The sequence below is a fragment of the Sphaerisporangium dianthi genome, from assembly GCF_042654065.1.
Classification (GTDB): domain Bacteria; phylum Actinomycetota; class Actinomycetes; order Streptosporangiales; family Streptosporangiaceae; genus Sphaerisporangium; species Sphaerisporangium dianthi.
Window position 1 is genome coordinate 23,055 of record NZ_JBHSFP010000007.1, and the last position, 15,853, is coordinate 38,907.

Below are 15,853 nucleotides of genomic sequence, written 5' to 3' on the forward strand. Positions count from 1 at the left end.
ACCGACAAAAATCGGGCCACGAGCAGGGCTCGGAATACCCGCCAATTAAGGGGTACAGGGCTCAAATGAGCCTTATCTGGGAGCAAGTGGTGATCGCCGCGGCCGACCCGGTCGCGCTGGGCGAATGGTGGACCAAGGCGCTCGGCTGGGTCGTCGTCAACGACGCGGAGGACGAGTACGAGATCAGGCTGTCCCAGGACGTCCTGCCGGGTCTCATCTTCGTCCCCGTACCGGAGGAGAAGAGGGGGCAGAACCGGCTGCACCTGGACTTCCGGCCGGTCGACCAGAAGGCCGAGGTCGATCGGCTGCTGACGCTGGGCGCCCGCCGGACCGACGTGGGTCAGGGCGCACAGCCGTGGGTCGTGCTCGCTGATCCAGAGGGCAACGAGTTCTGCGTGCTCGCGCCGCGCGCGAGCTGACCGCGACCACCGCGACCTCCACGGGGGGCCAGGTCACCGCAGGAACGGAGTTACCGAGGAACCCGTAAGAACCGCGGTCGCCAGGAGCCGGCGGTCACCGCGCGAGTGGCGGCATCGGACGGACGGGCGGCATCGGACGGACGGGCGACGTCGGACGGACGGGCCGCGTCGAGCTCGTGGAGCCCCGTGCAGTTGCTCGTGTCACCCATCCGATGGCCGTGTCACCTGTCCGACCGGCGGCGGTGGGAGGGTCTCGCGGGACGCAGGTGGCGAAGCGTCCAGCCGTGGCCCGACCGGGCGAGCGGGCCGGCGACGGCTCGCAGGGCCACCCGCTTGTTCGCCGTGTCACCCATCCGACCCGCGGCGGTGGGAGAGTCCCGCGGAACGCAGATGGCGAAGCGTCCAGCCGTGGCCCGTAGGGTCGAGCGGGCCGGTGGCGGCGGTGAACAACTCTGCCGCGCGCCGGTAGGACAAGCGGCCTCGGCCCGTCACGGGGCACCGGTCACGCGCGGGCGCGCCGGGCGCCGCACGGCGCCGTGTCAGCAGGAGGGGGCCGCTGGTGCGGCCGATCAGGAGCAGAGGCAGAAGACGGGCGGTACCGGGCCCCCAACGCAGCGACGGAACGCCCCGGACACGCCGCCGGACCACGTCAAGGTCGTCGACGTTGAGGGCGAGCACGCGCTCCACGGGCGCGGCGGTCTCGTACAGCAGGCGCCAGCAGGTCTGCTCACGCAGGTCGGCCGGCAGGTCGAAGATCTGCGCCACCTGGACCGGGGTCAGCACCGGGTGCGGCGCGACCGGTGTGGCCGGGGGCCGCAGGCGCGAGCCGGCCACCTGCAGCGGATCGCCGTGGATCCAGCCGCGCACGCGCCACCAGGCGAGCGCGCCGCGCAGGATCGAAAGCTCGCGGCTCACCGTGCGCGGGTCGGCGGTCGCGGCGCGCTCGTTCAGCGCGGACCGCAGGCGTGAGGCGGTGCCCGGCGCGTCGAGCAGGGCCAGCGGCACAATGGGAGGAACGGCGCCGCGACGTGCCCTGCCCTCGGGCGGGGTCCTGCCGACCAGCGGCCACGCCCACGTCGCCAGCGCGATGCGATAGATGCGCCGCGAGGCCTCCCCCAGCCGCAACGTGGCCAGATAGTGGTCGATCGCCACTGCGTACTCGACAGGCGCCACAGACACCGTCACGTCACCTCTCGCCCGAGGACACGGTCATGGCGCCCTTCTCGTCACGTCTTGTCGCGCGCCCGGCGTCACGAGACCGACGCCCGGCCGAAGGCGCCCTGAGCCCGGCCTGCCACGGCCGCGCCGGGCCCTGTGCCGCCGCGTCGCGCCTTGGAGCACGAGTGCGTCATCGGCCACCGTGGCGCCCTTTCTGAGGCGAGAGTCCTTCTTCCGCAGTAAATCGCCAATTGTCGATCTCTGTCATGGCGCGCTTCCGCAGTAAAAATTCTTTGGCCAGGTCGAGCGTCATCGATTCTATTGAGCCTTGGCACCAGGTGGAATAGCAGACGCCGAGCAGTCATGAAGCCGGATGGTTGCTGCAGTAAAGGGACTCAAGCATTCTCAGCCGATCAGTTGCAAGGTGCGGATCGGCCCCGCAGGGTGAAGACCATGTGCGGGAGAAGGATCCGGCGGCGACTGGCCGCGCTGACCCATCGAGACCTACGGCTGTTCTTCGTCGGTGAGGCCACCTCGCTGCTCGGTTCGTCGATGGCGTCACTTGCGCTCGCCTTCGCGGTGCTCGGCGGCGGGGGCACGCAGTCCGATCTGGGATATGTCATGGCCGCCCGCATCCTCCCCATGGTCGTGCTCCTGCCGATCGCCGGGGTGGCGGGCGACAGGCTGGGACCCCGGCGGGTGATGGTGGCCGCCGACGTCCTGCGCTGCGTCACCCAGGCGACGCTGGCCGGTCTGCTGCTCACCGGGCATTCGTCCGTATGGGCGCTCGTCGCGCTGGTCGCGGTGTGGGGGGCCGGAGAGGCGTTCTCCATGCCGGCGCGCGGGGCACTCATTCCGCGGGTCGCGGGGAGCGGGCTCGTGTACGAGGGGAAGGTGCGGGACGCGAACGCGCTCGCCGGTCTGGCGCAATCGGCGGCGTCGGTCTGCGGGCCCGCGATCGCCGGGGTCGCCGTCGCGGTGATGGGCCCCGGCGCGGTGATCGGACTGGACGCGGGCACCTATGCGGTGAGCGCCGTCGCGCTCACGCTCCTGCGGTTGTCCGGCCACACCGCCGCGCCCGCCGGCGGCGGTCCCACGGGCGGCCCCGAAGTCCATCTCCAAGGCTTTCCCGGAGCTCCTGGCGGAGGTGACGGTGACGCTGAGCGCGACCTCCGGTCCGATACCGGAGGCGATCACGACCGGCGGGGACCGTGTGAACGGGGACCGCGAGAGCAGGAACTGCGAGAACGGGGGGCACAGGGACCGCGGGGACGAGGACCGCGGGAACGAGGACCGCGAGAGCGGAGACCACAGGAGCGAGGACTGCAGGAACAGGGAAAGGAGCGGGGACCGCGGGGAGGGGGGCTGCGGGAAGGGTGGGAGCATTTCCGTTCTCGTCCCTGGCTCTGGATCACGACCTTGCAGTTCACGCTGTTCAACATGCTGGTGTGGGCGCCGTTCCTCGTGCTCGGACCGGTCGTCGCGCATGAGCGGCTGGGCGGGGCCGGGGCCTGGGGGCTGATCATGGCTTGTTACGGCTGCGGCGCCGTCGGGGGCGGGTTCGCCATGATGGGCGGCCGTGTGGTGCGCCGTCCACTGGTGGTGGCGACGGTCGCCACCTTCGGCTGGGCCCTGCCGTCGGCCGCCGTCGGCGCGGGGGCGCCGGCCCTGGTGGTGGCGGGCGCCGCGCTGGTCGCGGGCGCCGGCTCCGCGGTCTGCGGCACGCTTTACGCGACGACGAATCAGGAGTACCTGCCGGTCGGGGTGCTCGCGCGGGTCACCTCCCTCACCAGCATGGGAGCGTTCGCTCTCGGCCCTGCCGGGCTGGCCGCCGCGGGACCGGCGGCCTCGGCGGCAGGGGTCACCGCCGTGCTGGGCTTCGGCGCGATCTGGCAGGTCGTCGCCGGCTGCGTCGTCCTCGCCGTGCCGAGCGTGCGCAATCTCCCGGCGGCCTCCGCCCGGCGGGAGAGCGGAGAGCCAGAGATCGAGAAGGACGGCGCGGCCACTTCGCCGTACGAGGAGCCGGCACGACGGTGAGGTTTCCTCTGACGAGCGTGCCTCCCGTGTGACGGCCGAAGATGCCTCCCGCGCGATGGCCGAGCACGCCCCCGTGTGAACCGAACGCGCCTCCCGCGCGATGGCCTAACGTGCGTCCCGCATTGCGGCCCAGCGTGCTTCCCGCGTGACGGCCAGCGTGCGTTTCGCGTGGTGGCCTCGCGTGTGTCGCGCGTGGTGGGGCGGGGTTGGGAGGGGTGGCGGGGTGGTCACCTACGGGCGGGCGTGGGGGGGTTCCCGTAGGATCTGCGGCGTGTTGCTCATGACGCTCGGCGCGTACCCCGGCGGCCCTTCTCTCGCGGTGGCCGACGACACCGAGGCCCTGCGCGTCGCCAACGAGAGGTTCGCCGGCCCCGAGCAGCTCGTGGCCGTCGACGACGACGGGCCTCCGCGCTTTCTGCGGCGGGACGTTTCCGGGCGGTTCGTCGCGGTGCAGCGGCGCCCGCCGGTCGCCGAGGCGCTGAACCTGCTCCCCCACCCCGAGGGCGGGTGGTTCCGCGAGACGTGGCGCACGTCCACGGGCCTGGAGCCGGCCGGTTACGGCGGGGTGCGGCAGAGCGCGACGGGCATCTACTTCCTGCTCCAGCCGGGCGAAGAGTCGGTGTGGCACGCCGTCCGCTCGGACGAGGTGTGGTTCTGGCACAGGGGCGGCCCGCTGACGCTCGTTCTCGGTGGCACGGGCGAGCGGCCGGGCGCGGAGCACGAGGTGACGCTCGGCCCCGGTGTGGAGAAAGGGCAGGTGCCGCAGGCCCTCGTGCCGGCGGGCGCGTGGCAGTCCGCTCGCCCGGCGGGACAGGAGGAGGTCCTGGTGAGCTGCGTGGTCTCCCCGGGGTTCGACTTCGCCGACTTCACGGCGTTGTGACCCCTCCGGCGTACTTCGGCCAATGCCATCCGGCCTGGCCCGGCACGCGCTAACGTCTGTGTCCTTTCTCGCGAAGGAGGCACCGTGGCCGCGACGCCGCAGGAGATCTTTCAGCGCTACCTGCACGCGGGGGCGCTGACCCGCGATCCCGCCGCGCTGGCGGAGCTGTTCACCGAGGACGGCGTGTACGAGGCGCCGCTCGTCCCGCCCGGCGGCGTGCGTCCCCGGCGCCTGGTGGGCCGGGCGCAGATCCGCGAGGGGATGGCCGCGTCCTACGCGGCGCTGCCGCCCGATCCCCGCACGGTCGACCCGGAACGGTCGCGGGTCGCACTGCACGTCACCGGCGACCCCGATGTGTTCATCGTCGAACTCGACCCCGTGTTCGACGGGCCGGACGGGACCAGCGCGATGGCGCTTGTGCAGATCTTCCGCTGCCGCGACGGCAAGATCGCCCTGCTTCGCGACTACTACTCGGTGGAGCAGGCGGGCTGAGCCTCCCGCCGCCTCCCACCTCCCGCCACCTCCCATTGCCTCCCGCCGTCTGCCGGCGCCGTTCTCCGTCCGGTCGTGGGTGGGCTTCGACGCGCCGGAGGGGCAGGCAAGGGCCCCCGCGCCCGGGGCGCGGAGGTGGGGCGGGAAGGAGGACGGGAGGGGGGCCGCCGCGCGGGGAGGAGGGCGAGCGAGTTGGGAGAATCACAGGTAGGCGGAAGAATGGCTCCAAGCGTCCATGCGAGGAGGTCAACGTTGACCCGCCAGATCGTCTCCGTCGTCGGTGGCAAGGCCGCCGAGGATGCCAACGCCTCGACCTACGACTCGGTCAATCCGGCCAGGACGGCCGAGACCGTGGCCAGGGTCCGGCTCTCCGACGCCGCGACCTTCGCCTGGGCGTGCAGCGTGGCCTCCGCGGCGCAGCGCGAGTGGGCGCGGGTGCCCGCGCCGGTCAGGGGTCGCGTGATCGCCTCCATCGGCCGGCTGGTCGAGGCCAACGCCGAGACGCTGGCCAGGCTGGTGACCGACGAGATCGGCAAGCCGTACGCCGAGGCCCTGGGCGAGGTCCGCGAGATCGTCGACACCTGTGACTTCTTCCTCGGCGAGGGCCGGCGGCTGTACGGCCAGACGGTGCCGTCGGAGATGCCGGACAAGAGCCTGTTCACCTTCCGCACGCCGGTCGGGGTGGCCGCGGTGATCACGGCGGGCAACTTCCCTGTGGCGGTGCCGAGCTGGTACCTGGTCCCGGCGCTGCTGTGCGGCAACAGCGTCGTGTGGAAGCCCGCCGAGTACGCCTCGGCCTCCGCGCACGCGCTCTATCGCCTGTTCGCCGCGGCCGGGCTGCCCGACGGGGTGCTCAACCTGGTGTTCGCCGACGGGCCGGCGACCTTCGCCGGGCTCGACCAGGCGCTCACCGAGGGCACCGTGCAGAAGGTCGGCTTCACCGGGTCGACGGCCGTCGGCCGTGAGATCGGCGCGCTCTGCGGGCGCCACCTGCAGTCCCCCTGCCTGGAGCTGGGCGGCAAGAACCCCATGGTCGTCATGCCGGACGCCGACCTCGACCTGGCCGTGGAGGGGGCACTGTTCTCGGGTTTCGGCACGGCCGGGCAGCGCTGCACATCTCTGGGCACGGTGCTCGTGCACCGGTCGGTGCACGAGGAGTTCGTCGGCCGGTACGCGAGGTCGGTGGCGAAGGCCTCGGTCGGCGATCCGGCGGGCGAGGTGCTGTACGGCCCGATGCTCGACCAGCGGTTCGCCGAGCGTTACGAGGACTACCTCGACTGGATCGAGCCGCACCACACGGTGGTCACCGGCCCTACCGGGCGCGTCACCTCCGACAACCCCCGGGGCGGGTTCGACGGCGAGGGGGGCCTGTACTACCACCCGGTGGTGGTGGACGGGGTGCGCCCGGGCGACCGCCTGTTCCTTGAGGAGACGTTCGGGCCGATCGTGGGCGTCACGGCGTTCGGCAGCCTCGACGAGGCGATCGAGCTGGCCAACCGGCCCGGTTACGGTCTCTCGTCGTCGATCTACACCACCGACCCGTCGGCGGCGTTCCGCTTCCGTGCGGGCATCGGCGCGGGCATGGTCAGCGTCAACAACTCCACCTCCGGCGCCGAGGCGCACCTGCCGTTCGGCGGCAACGGCAAGTCGGGCAACGGCAGCCGGCAGTCGGGGCAGTGGGTGCTCGACCAGTTCACCCGCTGGCAGGCGATGAACTGGGACTATTCCGGGCGCCTGCAGAAGGCCCAGATGGACGTCGCCGAGATCATCCCCGATCTGGAGTTCCGCCTGTGACCGCACGGAGCACCCCACCGGCCGCGTAACGGATCCCGGTGGTCTCGGCCCCTCGTGACACGGAACACGGGACGCGACGATCGTCGAGCTCGCGGAGGACCGCCTCGGCCCTCGTGAGACTTGAACACGGGACGCGACGATCGTCGAGCCGGCCGGGGACCACCTCGGCCCCGCTTGAGACCGGAACACGGGGGCCTCTGGGCGAGGGGCCGGAAGCGGCCCGTGACCGCTGCTCCAGATCGTCCGCGGTCCGCCCGCGACGCCGCGAAGCCGCGGCTACGCGGCCGGCGTCCCGCGGCCCGGAGGTGAAGGCGGTCCCGGGCCGCGAGCCGTGCGCGCGGTGTCAGGGCCCGTTCGGGCCGTTGCGTCCGTCGTAGCCGAGCAGGCGCATGGCGGTCTCGGGCTCCATGGCGGCGGCAAGCAGCTGCGCCCGCTCGATGGCCCGGTCCCTCGCCTCCTCGGCCCTCGCCCGTCCCGCCTGCTGCGCCTTGAGCGTCACCAGGGCGATCCCTCCGCAGATGAGCAGGATGCCGACCACCACGACCAGCCCGGCGGCCACGTTGGTGGACGACATGGCCGTGGCGTCCGCGCCCGTCGCCGCCGTGCCGCCGAACAGGCCCACTCCGGCGAGGACGAAGACCACGAGCGCGACGGCGGCGGCCAGCGCGATCACGACCGGACGCAAGGACCGGCCCTTGGGCGCGGCCGGCGCCGTGCCGGGCAAGGGCGGCGGCTGCGAGCCGGGCGGGGATGCCTGCCCAGGGTCGAGACGGGGACGGTCGGGGCTCCAGGGGATGAAGTCCGGCGACCCGGCCACTCCGGGTACGGCCTGCCTGGCCGGTGATGACCCCGGGCCGTGGGACATGACGGGCGCGCCGCTCTCGGCGGCGAGCGTCCAGCCCTCGATCGGGCGGACCTCGGTGCCGTTGCCGGCGCCGGACCCGTTCCCCGTCTCCAGCATGCCGCCGGTCACCGAGCCGTTCCCCGTCTCCAGCGCGCCGCCGGTCACCGAGCCGTTCCCCGTCTCCAGCGCGCCGCCGGTGGCCGAGCCGTTGCCCGTCCGCGGCCCGCCGGGAAAGCCCGGGCCGTCCCCCAGGCCCGGCCCGACGGCGGGCCCCAGGCCCTCGCCCGCACCAGGCCCCTGTGCCGGGGAGTGCGGGGGCATCAGGGTGGGCGCCGCCGAGCCGGTGTAGGGGAGCAGCCGGCCGGCGATCACGTGCACGGGCGCCTCGGCCGCGCGCGGCCTGGGCAGCGGGGTGGTGACGTGGCTGTGCGTGCGGTGGGCGCCGGCGGCGACCTCGTGGTAGGCCTCGATCTCCTCGTAGAACCCGTCGGAGTCGTAGATCGCGCCGTCGATCAGCGGTCCCTGGGCGCGTTCGATGACGGCGACCACGTCGTCGCCGTTGAGCGTCTTGTGCTGTTCCAGCGCGTGGGCGACGCAGAGGATCTCGCGCCGGTTGGCCCTGAGGAGTTCCTCGGTCTTCTTCAGCAGCCTGGCCAGGTTGAACTCGATGCGCTCCGCCAGCATGTCGGGGGTGAGAAGGTCACGGCGCCCGCCGGGTTCCTGGGTGTAGCCGATGCCGCCTCCGGCGCCGGGCCGCGGAGCCGCCTTGCCGTCGCGGATGCCGAGCTGCTGCAGCGCCGGAAGGGAGGCGACGCCGACGCCCATGCCCCAGTACGCCTCCATGAGCCCGGTGACCATGGTGGCGCTCTCGAGGTCTCCCGAGACGCCGGAGGAGTTGTCCTCCCCGAAGAACATGCGCTCCCCCGCCAGCGAGGCGAGCGAGACCATGATGTCGGCCTCGTACTCGCTGCGCCAGCGGGTGAACTGGTCCTCGGGCTTGATGCTGGACACCATGCCGAGGTAGTCTGAGCCCTTCTCGATGGTGGCGAGGTCGATCTCGAGGTGCTGGCGGGTGCGGTAGGCGGCCACGGCGTGGCATGCCTCGTGCACGGCGACGGCGTGGCGTTCGCGCTCGATGTACTCGACGTCCTCGGGCGGGCCGAGCTGCTTGAGGCGCTTGGCGGTCATGACGTCCGCCCAGGTGATGATCTCCCGTCCGTTGCGGATCGCCGTGATCAGGGACTCGTTGACCAGGTCCTTGATGGTGGCGCCTGTGGCGTAGGGGGTGATGGTGGCCAGCTTGTCGAGCTGCTCCGCGGTCAGCTCGTGCCGGACCTTGTCGAAGTAGCCCTGGTAGGTGCGCACGCGGCCGGCCTTGGAGGGGTAGCCGACCTTGTAGATGCGGTCGATGCGGCCGGGGCGCAGCAGGGCCTCGTCGAGCGAGTTCGGCATGTTGGTGGCCATCATGACGAGGATGCGGTACTTCGGCGGCGGCTTGGGCCGCATGCCGAACAGCCTTCGCACGTAGCGGTTGAGGAAGCCGCGCGGCTTCTTGAGCCCCGACAGCTCGGTCAGCAGCGCCTGGAGGGTGCCCTGGTCGCCGCTCCCGCCCATGCCCATGCCGCCCATGACGACGCGGTCGCGGCCGGCTTCGGGCGCCTCGGCGCGGGAAGGGCCGAGGGCTTGGCGGGTCAGCGCGGCGCGGGTGTGCTCGGACAGGTAGGTGAACCCGTGGCAGTCGCCGGTGCTGAACGGCGCCCCGGGCGATGAGCCGGCCGAGCCGGGCGGCCCCTGCTGGGCGAGCGCGCCGCGCCGTCCGAGCGAGTCGGCCTCGTCGAAGAAGACGATGACGCCGCCGTACCGCAGGGACAGTTTGCGCAGCTTGCGGAACAGCGACTTCACCTTCAGGATGCCGATGCCCATGAACATGTTGATGAAGGCGCCCGGGTCCACGAACACGTACGGCCGGCCGGTCTCGCCGGCGACGGCCTCGGCCATCAGCGTCTTGCCGGTGCCGGGCGGCCCCCACAGCAGCAGGCCGCTCGGCACGTAGCCGCCCTTGGCCTCGATCTCGTCCGGCTTCTCCAGGAAGACGATGTTCTCCTTGACGCGCTCGACGACGTGGTCCTGTCCCCACACGTCGGAGAAGCGCGTCTTGATGTCGTCGGGGAAGTAGGTCTCGACCCCGCCTCTGGACATGAACCAGAAGAGCCCGACGAACTGGACGATGACGAACAGGAACCCGAAGGCGAGCTGCAGCCCGTACGGCAGCACCTGCCAGAGCAGGGCGGGGGCCTGGAACAGCGCGAGGGCCGGGGAGACGTCCAGGATCTGGCCGAGCACCAGGGCCAGGAGGGCGATCCAGAACAGCCACTTGAGTATCCGGGCGACGCGATAGCGGTTCCAGTCGCTGAACCGCCGGCGGCTCCACCGGTCGAAGCCGCCGAAGACCTTCGTGGTCCAGAAGCGGTGGTAGCGGGCGGACCGCTCGCTCACCACGAAGTGGGCCTGCCGCAGGGCTTCCGCGCCCATGAGGGCCAGGATGATCGAGCCGGCGCGGCTCATCACCGTGACGCGCACGGCGTCGACGAACGGCATGATGCCCTCGAACTCGGCCATGTTGTGCCACACCAGCATGAAGAGGGCCAGTGCCAGTCCGAGCAGGAACTTGATCCGGTCCCAGAAGGGCATGGTGCGCCTGCCTGGGACGGTCGGGCCCGAGTCGGGCGCGCGAAGCCCCGCGGGTCGCTCAGGGGCGGAGGGGTGTGTCATCGGGGCTCCTCGACCGGTCACCCGGGAATTCGCTTGACCTTGAAGGACTGCGCGATCTTTCCGAGCTCCTCGGCGCGTTTCTGGTAGCACGTGGCCGAGCAGCGGATGAGGAGGACCGATACGCGCGTGCCGTCGGCGGCGAGATAGGCGGTCTGGTCGAAGGTCTGCACGGGACCTCCGGCGACCTTGTAGTTGTAGACCACGTGGACACCGCGCACGCCGTCCGCCGGCGGCAGCACCTCGTTCTTGAGGAGTTCGAATCCCTTGAAGGCGTAGCCGGGCGTCGCCTCCATCTGCTTGCGCAGTTCCTCGGAGACCACGACCGGGAGCGTCGCGGCGTTGCGCAGCACGTCCAGGGAGACGGCGTCCCGTTGCTTCTCGGTGAGATTGGAGACCATGGCGAAGACGAAGGGCTCGTCCGGCACAGCGGCCGGGACGTACAGGTGGTCGGCCGACGGGGTGGTGAACCCGTCGTAGGCGACCGTCCAGGACAGCTTCTTCTTGGCCTGCGCGAGCGCGGAGCTCATGTCACCGAAGACCCTCTTGTCCAGGGCCTTCTGGTCCACTTTGCGCCAGGACGCGGGCACCTTGAAGTAGCTCTGCCCGTCACTGCCCATCACATAGGTGAAATCGGCACCACCGCAGCCGGCCGCCGCGCCGACCAGGACGGCGATCATCGCCGTCGTGATCAGCCGTGACCCCACCCGCGTTCTCTCCACAGGGGCCATACCTCCGCTTTGCGGGCTAACACGGTTACTGTGCCCGTTTTCTGGAGGTCCTCCCGTGCGGCGACTGGGGAAATCTTGACCAAATCTTGCCGCAAGTTAGCTCAACTTGTTACATCCCCGCACGTTGGGCGACCCCTCGGTGGACGCCGGGAATAGTTGAAATATAAACTTCTGTTGTGGGGAGTATCGTCGCTCCGGGCGGTCCCCACCGCTCCACTTGAAGGAAGGGCTCCCATGCCGGCCGTAACCGCTGATCCCCTGACCCTGCCGCGCGTGACCGCGCCGGCCGACGCCGTGGCCCGCCCCGTGCGAGGTGTCACGACCGCGCCGAGCGGTTTCGAAGGTGAGGGTTTCCCCGTTCGCCGGGCGTTCGCCGGCATCCACTACCGCCATCTGGATCCGTTCATCATGATGGATCAGATGGGTGAGGTGGACTATCAGCCCGGGGAGCCCAAAGGCACGCCCTGGCACCCGCACCGCGGCTTCGAGACCGTCACCTACATCATCGACGGGATCTTCGACCACCAGGACTCCAACGGCGGCGGGGGCACCATCACCAACGGCGACACCCAGTGGATGACGGCCGGGGCCGGCCTGCTCCACATCGAGGCGCCGCCGGAGCACCTGGTCATGTCCGGAGGACTCTTCCACGGCCTCCAGCTGTGGGTGAACCTGCCGGCGAAGGACAAGATGATGCCTCCGCGCTACCAGGACATCCGCGGCGGACAGGTCCAGTTGCTCACCTCCTCCGACGGCGGCGCGCTGCTGCGCGTCATCGCCGGCGAGCTGGACGGTCACCACGGCCCGGGCATCACCCACACCCCGATCACGATGGTGCACGCGACGCTGGCGCCGGGCGCCGAGATCACCCTGCCCTGGCGCGAGGACTTCAACAGCCTCGCGTACGTGCTCGCGGGCCGCGGCACGGCCGGCGCCGAGCGCCGCCCGGTCCACCTGGGCCAGACCGCCGTCTTCGGCGCAGGCTCCTCCCTGACCGTCCGCGCGGACGACAGGCAGGACTCCCACACGCCGAACCTGGAGGTCGTCCTGCTCGGCGGCCGGCCCATCCGCGAGCCGATGGCGCATTACGGGCCGTTCGTCATGAACACCAAGGACGAGCTCCAGCAGGCGTTCGAGGACTTCCAGAAGGGGCGGCTGGGCACGATCCCGGCCGTGCACGGGATGTCCGAGGGCGGACCGCAGGGCGCGCGCCGCGCCTGAACCGATCGCGCGCGGGGCCCGGTGCCGGCCGGACCACCGCGCCCGGCGGTCGCTAGTCTTCGTCCATGCCCACCGCACTGATCACGGGCGCGACCGCCGGCATCGGCGCCGCCTTCTGCCGCAGGCTCGCCGCCGACGGCTTCTCCCTGGTCCTGGTCGCCCGCGACGAGAAGCGCCTGGCCGCCGCGGCCGCCGAGCTGCACGCCCGCTACGGCGTGTCCTGCCAGGCGCTGCCCGCCGACCTCGCCACCGGCGAGGGCATCGCCGCGGTCGAAGAGCGGCTGCGCGAGGGGGTGGACCTGCTGGTGAACAACGCCGGGTTCGGCCACCCTGGCGCGGCCGAGGACGTCCCGGTCTCCGACGAGCTGGTGATGCTGCGCGTGCACTGCGAGGCGGTGCTGCGGCTCACCATGGCCGCCCTGCCCGGCATCCGCGCCCGCGGCCGCGGCGGCGTCATCAACGTCGCCTCGGTCGCGGCGTTCTTCGCCTCCGGCACCTACGGCGCGTCCAAGGCGTGGGTGGTGAACTTCAGCGAGTCGCTGGCCGCGCAGATCCGCGAGCCGCGGGTGCGCGTGATGGCCCTGTGCCCGGGGTTCGTGCGCACCGAGTTCCACGAGCGGGCCTCGATCGACACTTCCGGCATCCCCGGCTTCCTGTGGCTGTCGGCCGACCGCGTGGTGGACGCCGCGATGCGCGATCTCGCCCGCGGCGTCCCGGTCAGCGTGCCCGACCCGCGGTACAAGCTGATCGCCGCGGTGGCGCGCTACGTCCCGCGCGGCGCGGTGGGCATGTTCTCCCGGCGCACCGGACGCTGAGCGGCCCCGGCCTCCCGGGGCCGTCCGCGTCGCGGGTCACAACCGCTCGACGTTGTCCCCCCGGCAGCGGTTGCGCGCGTCGAAGACGAAGGCGCCGGCCCGCTGCACCAGCTCGTAGTCGAAGCAGTCGTGGTCGGTGAGCACCACGACGGCGTCCGCCCGCGACAGCTCCGCCTCGGTCAGCGGCACCATGTCGAAGTCCGCGGGCATCAGGAAGGCGTCGACGTGCGGGTCGGCGACCCGCACCCGCGCGCCCAGCTTGCACAGCGCCTTGGTCACCTCGATGGCGGGCGACTCGCGGCAGTCTCCGGCGTTCTTCTTGTAGGCCAGCCCCAGCACGAGGACGCTGCTGCCCTTGACCGCCCTGCCCCGCTGGTTCAGCGCGAGGGTCAGCCGCTGGACGACATGGTCGGGCATGTGGTCGTTGATGTCGTTCGCGAGCTCCACGAACCGGAAGTTGTGCCCCAGGCTGCGCTTGACCCGCCACGACAGGTACGACGGGTCGATCGGAAGGCAGTGCCCGCCGACGCCGGGCCCCGGAGTGAAGCGCATGTAGCCGAACGGCTTGGTGGAGGCGGCGTCGATGGCCTCCCACACGTCGATGCGGAGCTGCTGGGCGAAGATGGACAGCTCGTTGACCAGCGCGATGTTGACGTGCCTGAAGGTGTTCTCCAGCAGCTTGCACAGCTCGGCGACCTGGAGCGAGGACACGGGCACGACCTCGTCCACGATGCGCGCGTAGAAGGCGCGGATGCGCGCGAGGGACGCCTCGTCGATGCCCGAGACGACCTTCGGGGTGTTCTCCAGGCGCCATCGCGGGTTCCCCGGGTCGATGCGCTCCGGACTGTAGCCGAGGTGGAAGTCCTCCGGCGTGTGCAGGCCCGAGCCCTCCTCGAGCAGCGGGCGCAGGTGCTCCTCGGTGGTGCCGGGATAGGTGGTGGACTCCAGGATCACCGTCGATCCCGGCCGCACGAGCGGGGCGATGGCCACGCCCGCGGCGCCGATGTGGCGCAGGTCCGGGACGCCGTCCTTGAGCGGGGTGGGCACGGTGATCACACAGACGTCGAACCCCGCGGCGTCGGCGTAGTCGGAGCTGGCCAGATAGCGGCCCGAGCGGTGAGCGGCCCGCAGTTCGTCGCCGCTGACGTCCTCGACATAGGACTCGAAGGCGCTCAGGCGCTTGACGCGCCATTCGTCGACGTCGATGCCCACGACGTGGAATCCGGCGTCCACCGCCCGCATGGCCAGCGGCAGGCCCACATATCCCTGCCCGATGACGACCAGTTTCTCACGCATGTCAGGACCCCCCGGTTCTCGGAAACCATGAGCACGACTGTAAAAGGCGGTCCTTCGCGCAACGCCGATCAAGCGGCGCGGCGGGCGTGTCGCGGAGCCCGCCGCGGAGCCCGTCGCGGAGCCCGCCCGGCTCGGCGGCGCGGCGCCGGTCGACGCGGGCGTAAGGGTTTCGCAAGGGCTCGCCAACGCCGGCGCCGCGGTCACGCCCGCCGGTCGCCCGTCGTTGTTCACTGCCCGGGTGAGCATGACCGATCTGGCGACGATCCCCTTCAACCACCCCCACCTGGCGGCGAACGAGCTCGGCTACCTCGCCGAGGCGGTGCGCGGGGGGCTCACCTCCGGCGACGGCCCTTTCACCCGGCGGGCCACCGCGCTGCTGCGCGAGACGACCGGAGCGCGGCGGGCGCTGCTGACCACCTCCTGCACGCACGCGCTGGAGATGTCGGCGATCCTGCTCGGCCTGCGTCCCGGCGACGAGGTCATCATGCCGTCGTTCACCTTCGTGTCCACGGCCAACGCCTACGCCCTGCGCGGCGCCGTCCCGGTGTTCGCCGACTGCAGGCAGGACACGCTGAACCTCGACGAGCGGCTGGTCGAGGCGGCCGTCACCGAGCGCACGCGCGCCATCGTGGTCGTGCACTACGCCGGGGTGGCCTGCGCGATGGACGTCCTTTGCGCCGTCGCCGACCGCCACGGGCTGGCCCTGATCGAGGACAACGCCCACGGGCTGGGCGCCTCCTACCGGGGGCGTCCTCTCGGGTCCTTCGGCGTGATGGCGGCGCAGAGCTTCCACGTGACCAAGAACGTGCAGTGCGGGGAGGGCGGCGCGCTGCTGCTCAACGACGACGGGCTGGCGTCGCGGGCCGAGATCGTCCGTGAGAAGGGCACCGACCGCAGCCGCTTCTTCCGCGGCCAGGTCGACAGGTACCGCTGGGTCGAGATCGGCTCCAGCTACCTGCCCTCCGACGTGCTCGCCGCGCAGCTCACCGCCCAGCTCGAAGCCTTCGACGCCATCCAGCTCCGCCGGCACCGGGTGTGGCGCAGGTACCACGAGGAGCTGGCGGACTGGGCGGCGGGGCATGGGGTGGCCCAGCCGGCGGTCCCCGACGGCTGCGCCCATCCCGCGCACCTGTACTACCTGCTGCTGCCCGATCTGCGCGGCCGCCAGGGGCTCATCGCGCACCTGGCCGCCGAGGGGGTGCGGGCGGCGTTCCACTACCAGCCGCTGCACGCCGCGCCGGCCGGCCTGCGCTACGGGCGCACCGCCGAGGGCGGCTGCCCCGTCACCGAGCAGGTCGCCGACCGCCTCGTACGGCTCCCGCTGTTCGCCGATCTCACCGACGCGGACGTCACCCGCGTCGTCGAGGCCGTCCGCTCCTACGACCCGGCCTGACCTC

Annotated in this window: 12 protein-coding genes; 8 read left to right on the plus strand and 4 right to left on the minus strand. The window is 71.7% G+C overall.

What is annotated here, in order from left to right; genetic code table 11:
- Positions 1–65: 65 nt before the first annotated feature.
- Entirely contained in the window at positions 66–419 is a 354-nt protein-coding gene (locus ACFO60_RS12915) for a VOC family protein (protein ID WP_380840330.1), read from the plus strand.
- 345 nt (positions 420–764) lie between these two features.
- Here ACFO60_RS12915 and ACFO60_RS12920 read toward each other — a convergent pair whose 3' ends face one another.
- Positions 765–1,598, minus strand: coding sequence for a site-specific recombinase (locus ACFO60_RS12920; protein ID WP_380840331.1), 834 nt, complete (start codon positions 1,596–1,598; stop codon positions 765–767).
- A gap of 432 nt (positions 1,599–2,030) precedes the next feature.
- On the opposite strand from ACFO60_RS12920, the gene ACFO60_RS12925 reads away from it, so the two are divergent.
- The 4 genes from ACFO60_RS12925 (at position 2,031) to ACFO60_RS12940 (ending at position 6,780) form a co-directional block, all read left to right on the plus strand.
- A complete protein-coding gene (locus tag ACFO60_RS12925) occupies positions 2,031–3,614 on the plus strand; it encodes an MFS transporter (protein WP_380840332.1) in 1,584 nt (527 codons plus the stop codon).
- Positions 3,615–3,894: 280 nt separating this feature from the next.
- Positions 3,895–4,494 carry a cupin domain-containing protein gene (locus ACFO60_RS12930; RefSeq protein ID WP_380840603.1) on the plus strand — a complete coding sequence of 200 codons (600 nt, stop codon included), beginning with the start codon at positions 3,895–3,897 and terminating at the stop codon, positions 4,492–4,494.
- Between the two features lie 84 nt (positions 4,495–4,578).
- Complete coding sequence (locus ACFO60_RS12935) at positions 4,579–4,986, plus strand: nuclear transport factor 2 family protein (RefSeq protein WP_380840333.1); 408 nt, start codon at positions 4,579–4,581, stop codon at positions 4,984–4,986.
- A 252-nt stretch (positions 4,987–5,238) separates the two neighbouring features.
- On the plus strand, positions 5,239–6,780 hold the full coding sequence (locus ACFO60_RS12940) for an aldehyde dehydrogenase family protein (RefSeq protein WP_380840334.1): 1,542 nt from the start codon (positions 5,239–5,241) through the stop codon (positions 6,778–6,780).
- Between the two features lie 343 nt (positions 6,781–7,123).
- Here ACFO60_RS12940 and ACFO60_RS12945 read toward each other — a convergent pair whose 3' ends face one another.
- Positions 7,124–10,396 carry an AAA family ATPase gene (locus tag ACFO60_RS12945; RefSeq protein WP_380840335.1) on the minus strand — a complete coding sequence of 1,091 codons (3,273 nt, stop codon included), beginning with the start codon at positions 10,394–10,396 and terminating at the stop codon, positions 7,124–7,126.
- Positions 10,397–10,413: 17 nt separating this feature from the next.
- Positions 10,414–11,115, minus strand: a complete 702-nt coding sequence (locus ACFO60_RS12950) for a hypothetical protein (protein WP_380840336.1) — start codon at positions 11,113–11,115, stop codon at positions 10,414–10,416.
- Positions 11,116–11,358: 243 nt separating this feature from the next.
- Between ACFO60_RS12950 and ACFO60_RS12955 the strand changes: the two genes are divergently transcribed.
- Together ACFO60_RS12955 and ACFO60_RS12960 are read left to right on the plus strand one after the other, a co-directional pair.
- On the plus strand, positions 11,359–12,345 hold the full coding sequence (locus ACFO60_RS12955; RefSeq protein ID WP_380840337.1) for a pirin family protein: 987 nt from the start codon (positions 11,359–11,361) through the stop codon (positions 12,343–12,345).
- A 65-nt stretch (positions 12,346–12,410) separates the two neighbouring features.
- Positions 12,411–13,160, plus strand: coding sequence for an SDR family NAD(P)-dependent oxidoreductase (locus ACFO60_RS12960; RefSeq protein ID WP_380840338.1), 750 nt, complete (start codon positions 12,411–12,413; stop codon positions 13,158–13,160).
- A 36-nt stretch (positions 13,161–13,196) separates the two neighbouring features.
- On the opposite strand, the gene ACFO60_RS12965 is transcribed toward ACFO60_RS12960, so the two are convergent.
- Complete coding sequence (locus ACFO60_RS12965) at positions 13,197–14,456, minus strand: nucleotide sugar dehydrogenase (RefSeq protein ID WP_380840339.1); 1,260 nt, start codon at positions 14,454–14,456, stop codon at positions 13,197–13,199.
- A 244-nt stretch (positions 14,457–14,700) separates the two neighbouring features.
- Here ACFO60_RS12965 and rffA point away from each other — a divergent pair, with 244 nt between their 5' ends.
- Positions 14,701–15,849: a dTDP-4-amino-4,6-dideoxygalactose transaminase gene (gene rffA, locus ACFO60_RS12970; RefSeq protein WP_380840604.1), complete on the plus strand. Its 1,149-nt coding sequence runs from the start codon at positions 14,701–14,703 to the stop codon at positions 15,847–15,849.
- Positions 15,850–15,853 lie beyond the last annotated feature (4 nt).

Bases quoted from the DNA above. Each gene is read 5' to 3' on its own strand.
- ACFO60_RS12965 (WP_380840339.1), bottom strand. From the start codon at position 14,456: ATGCGTGAGAAACTGGTCGTCATCGGGCAGGGATATGTGGGCCTGCCG.
- ACFO60_RS12945 (WP_380840335.1), bottom strand. From the start codon at position 10,396: ATGACACACCCCTCCGCCCCTGAGCGACCCGCGGGGCTTCGCGCGCCC.
- ACFO60_RS12960 (WP_380840338.1), top strand. From the start codon at position 12,411: ATGCCCACCGCACTGATCACGGGCGCGACCGCCGGCATCGGCGCCGCC.
- rffA (WP_380840604.1), top strand. From the start codon at position 14,701: ATGACCGATCTGGCGACGATCCCCTTCAACCACCCCCACCTGGCGGCG.
- ACFO60_RS12915 (WP_380840330.1), top strand. From the start codon at position 66: ATGAGCCTTATCTGGGAGCAAGTGGTGATCGCCGCGGCCGACCCGGTC.
- ACFO60_RS12955 (WP_380840337.1), top strand. From the start codon at position 11,359: ATGCCGGCCGTAACCGCTGATCCCCTGACCCTGCCGCGCGTGACCGCG.
- ACFO60_RS12930 (WP_380840603.1), top strand. From the start codon at position 3,895: ATGACGCTCGGCGCGTACCCCGGCGGCCCTTCTCTCGCGGTGGCCGAC.
- ACFO60_RS12925 (WP_380840332.1), top strand. From the start codon at position 2,031: ATGTGCGGGAGAAGGATCCGGCGGCGACTGGCCGCGCTGACCCATCGA.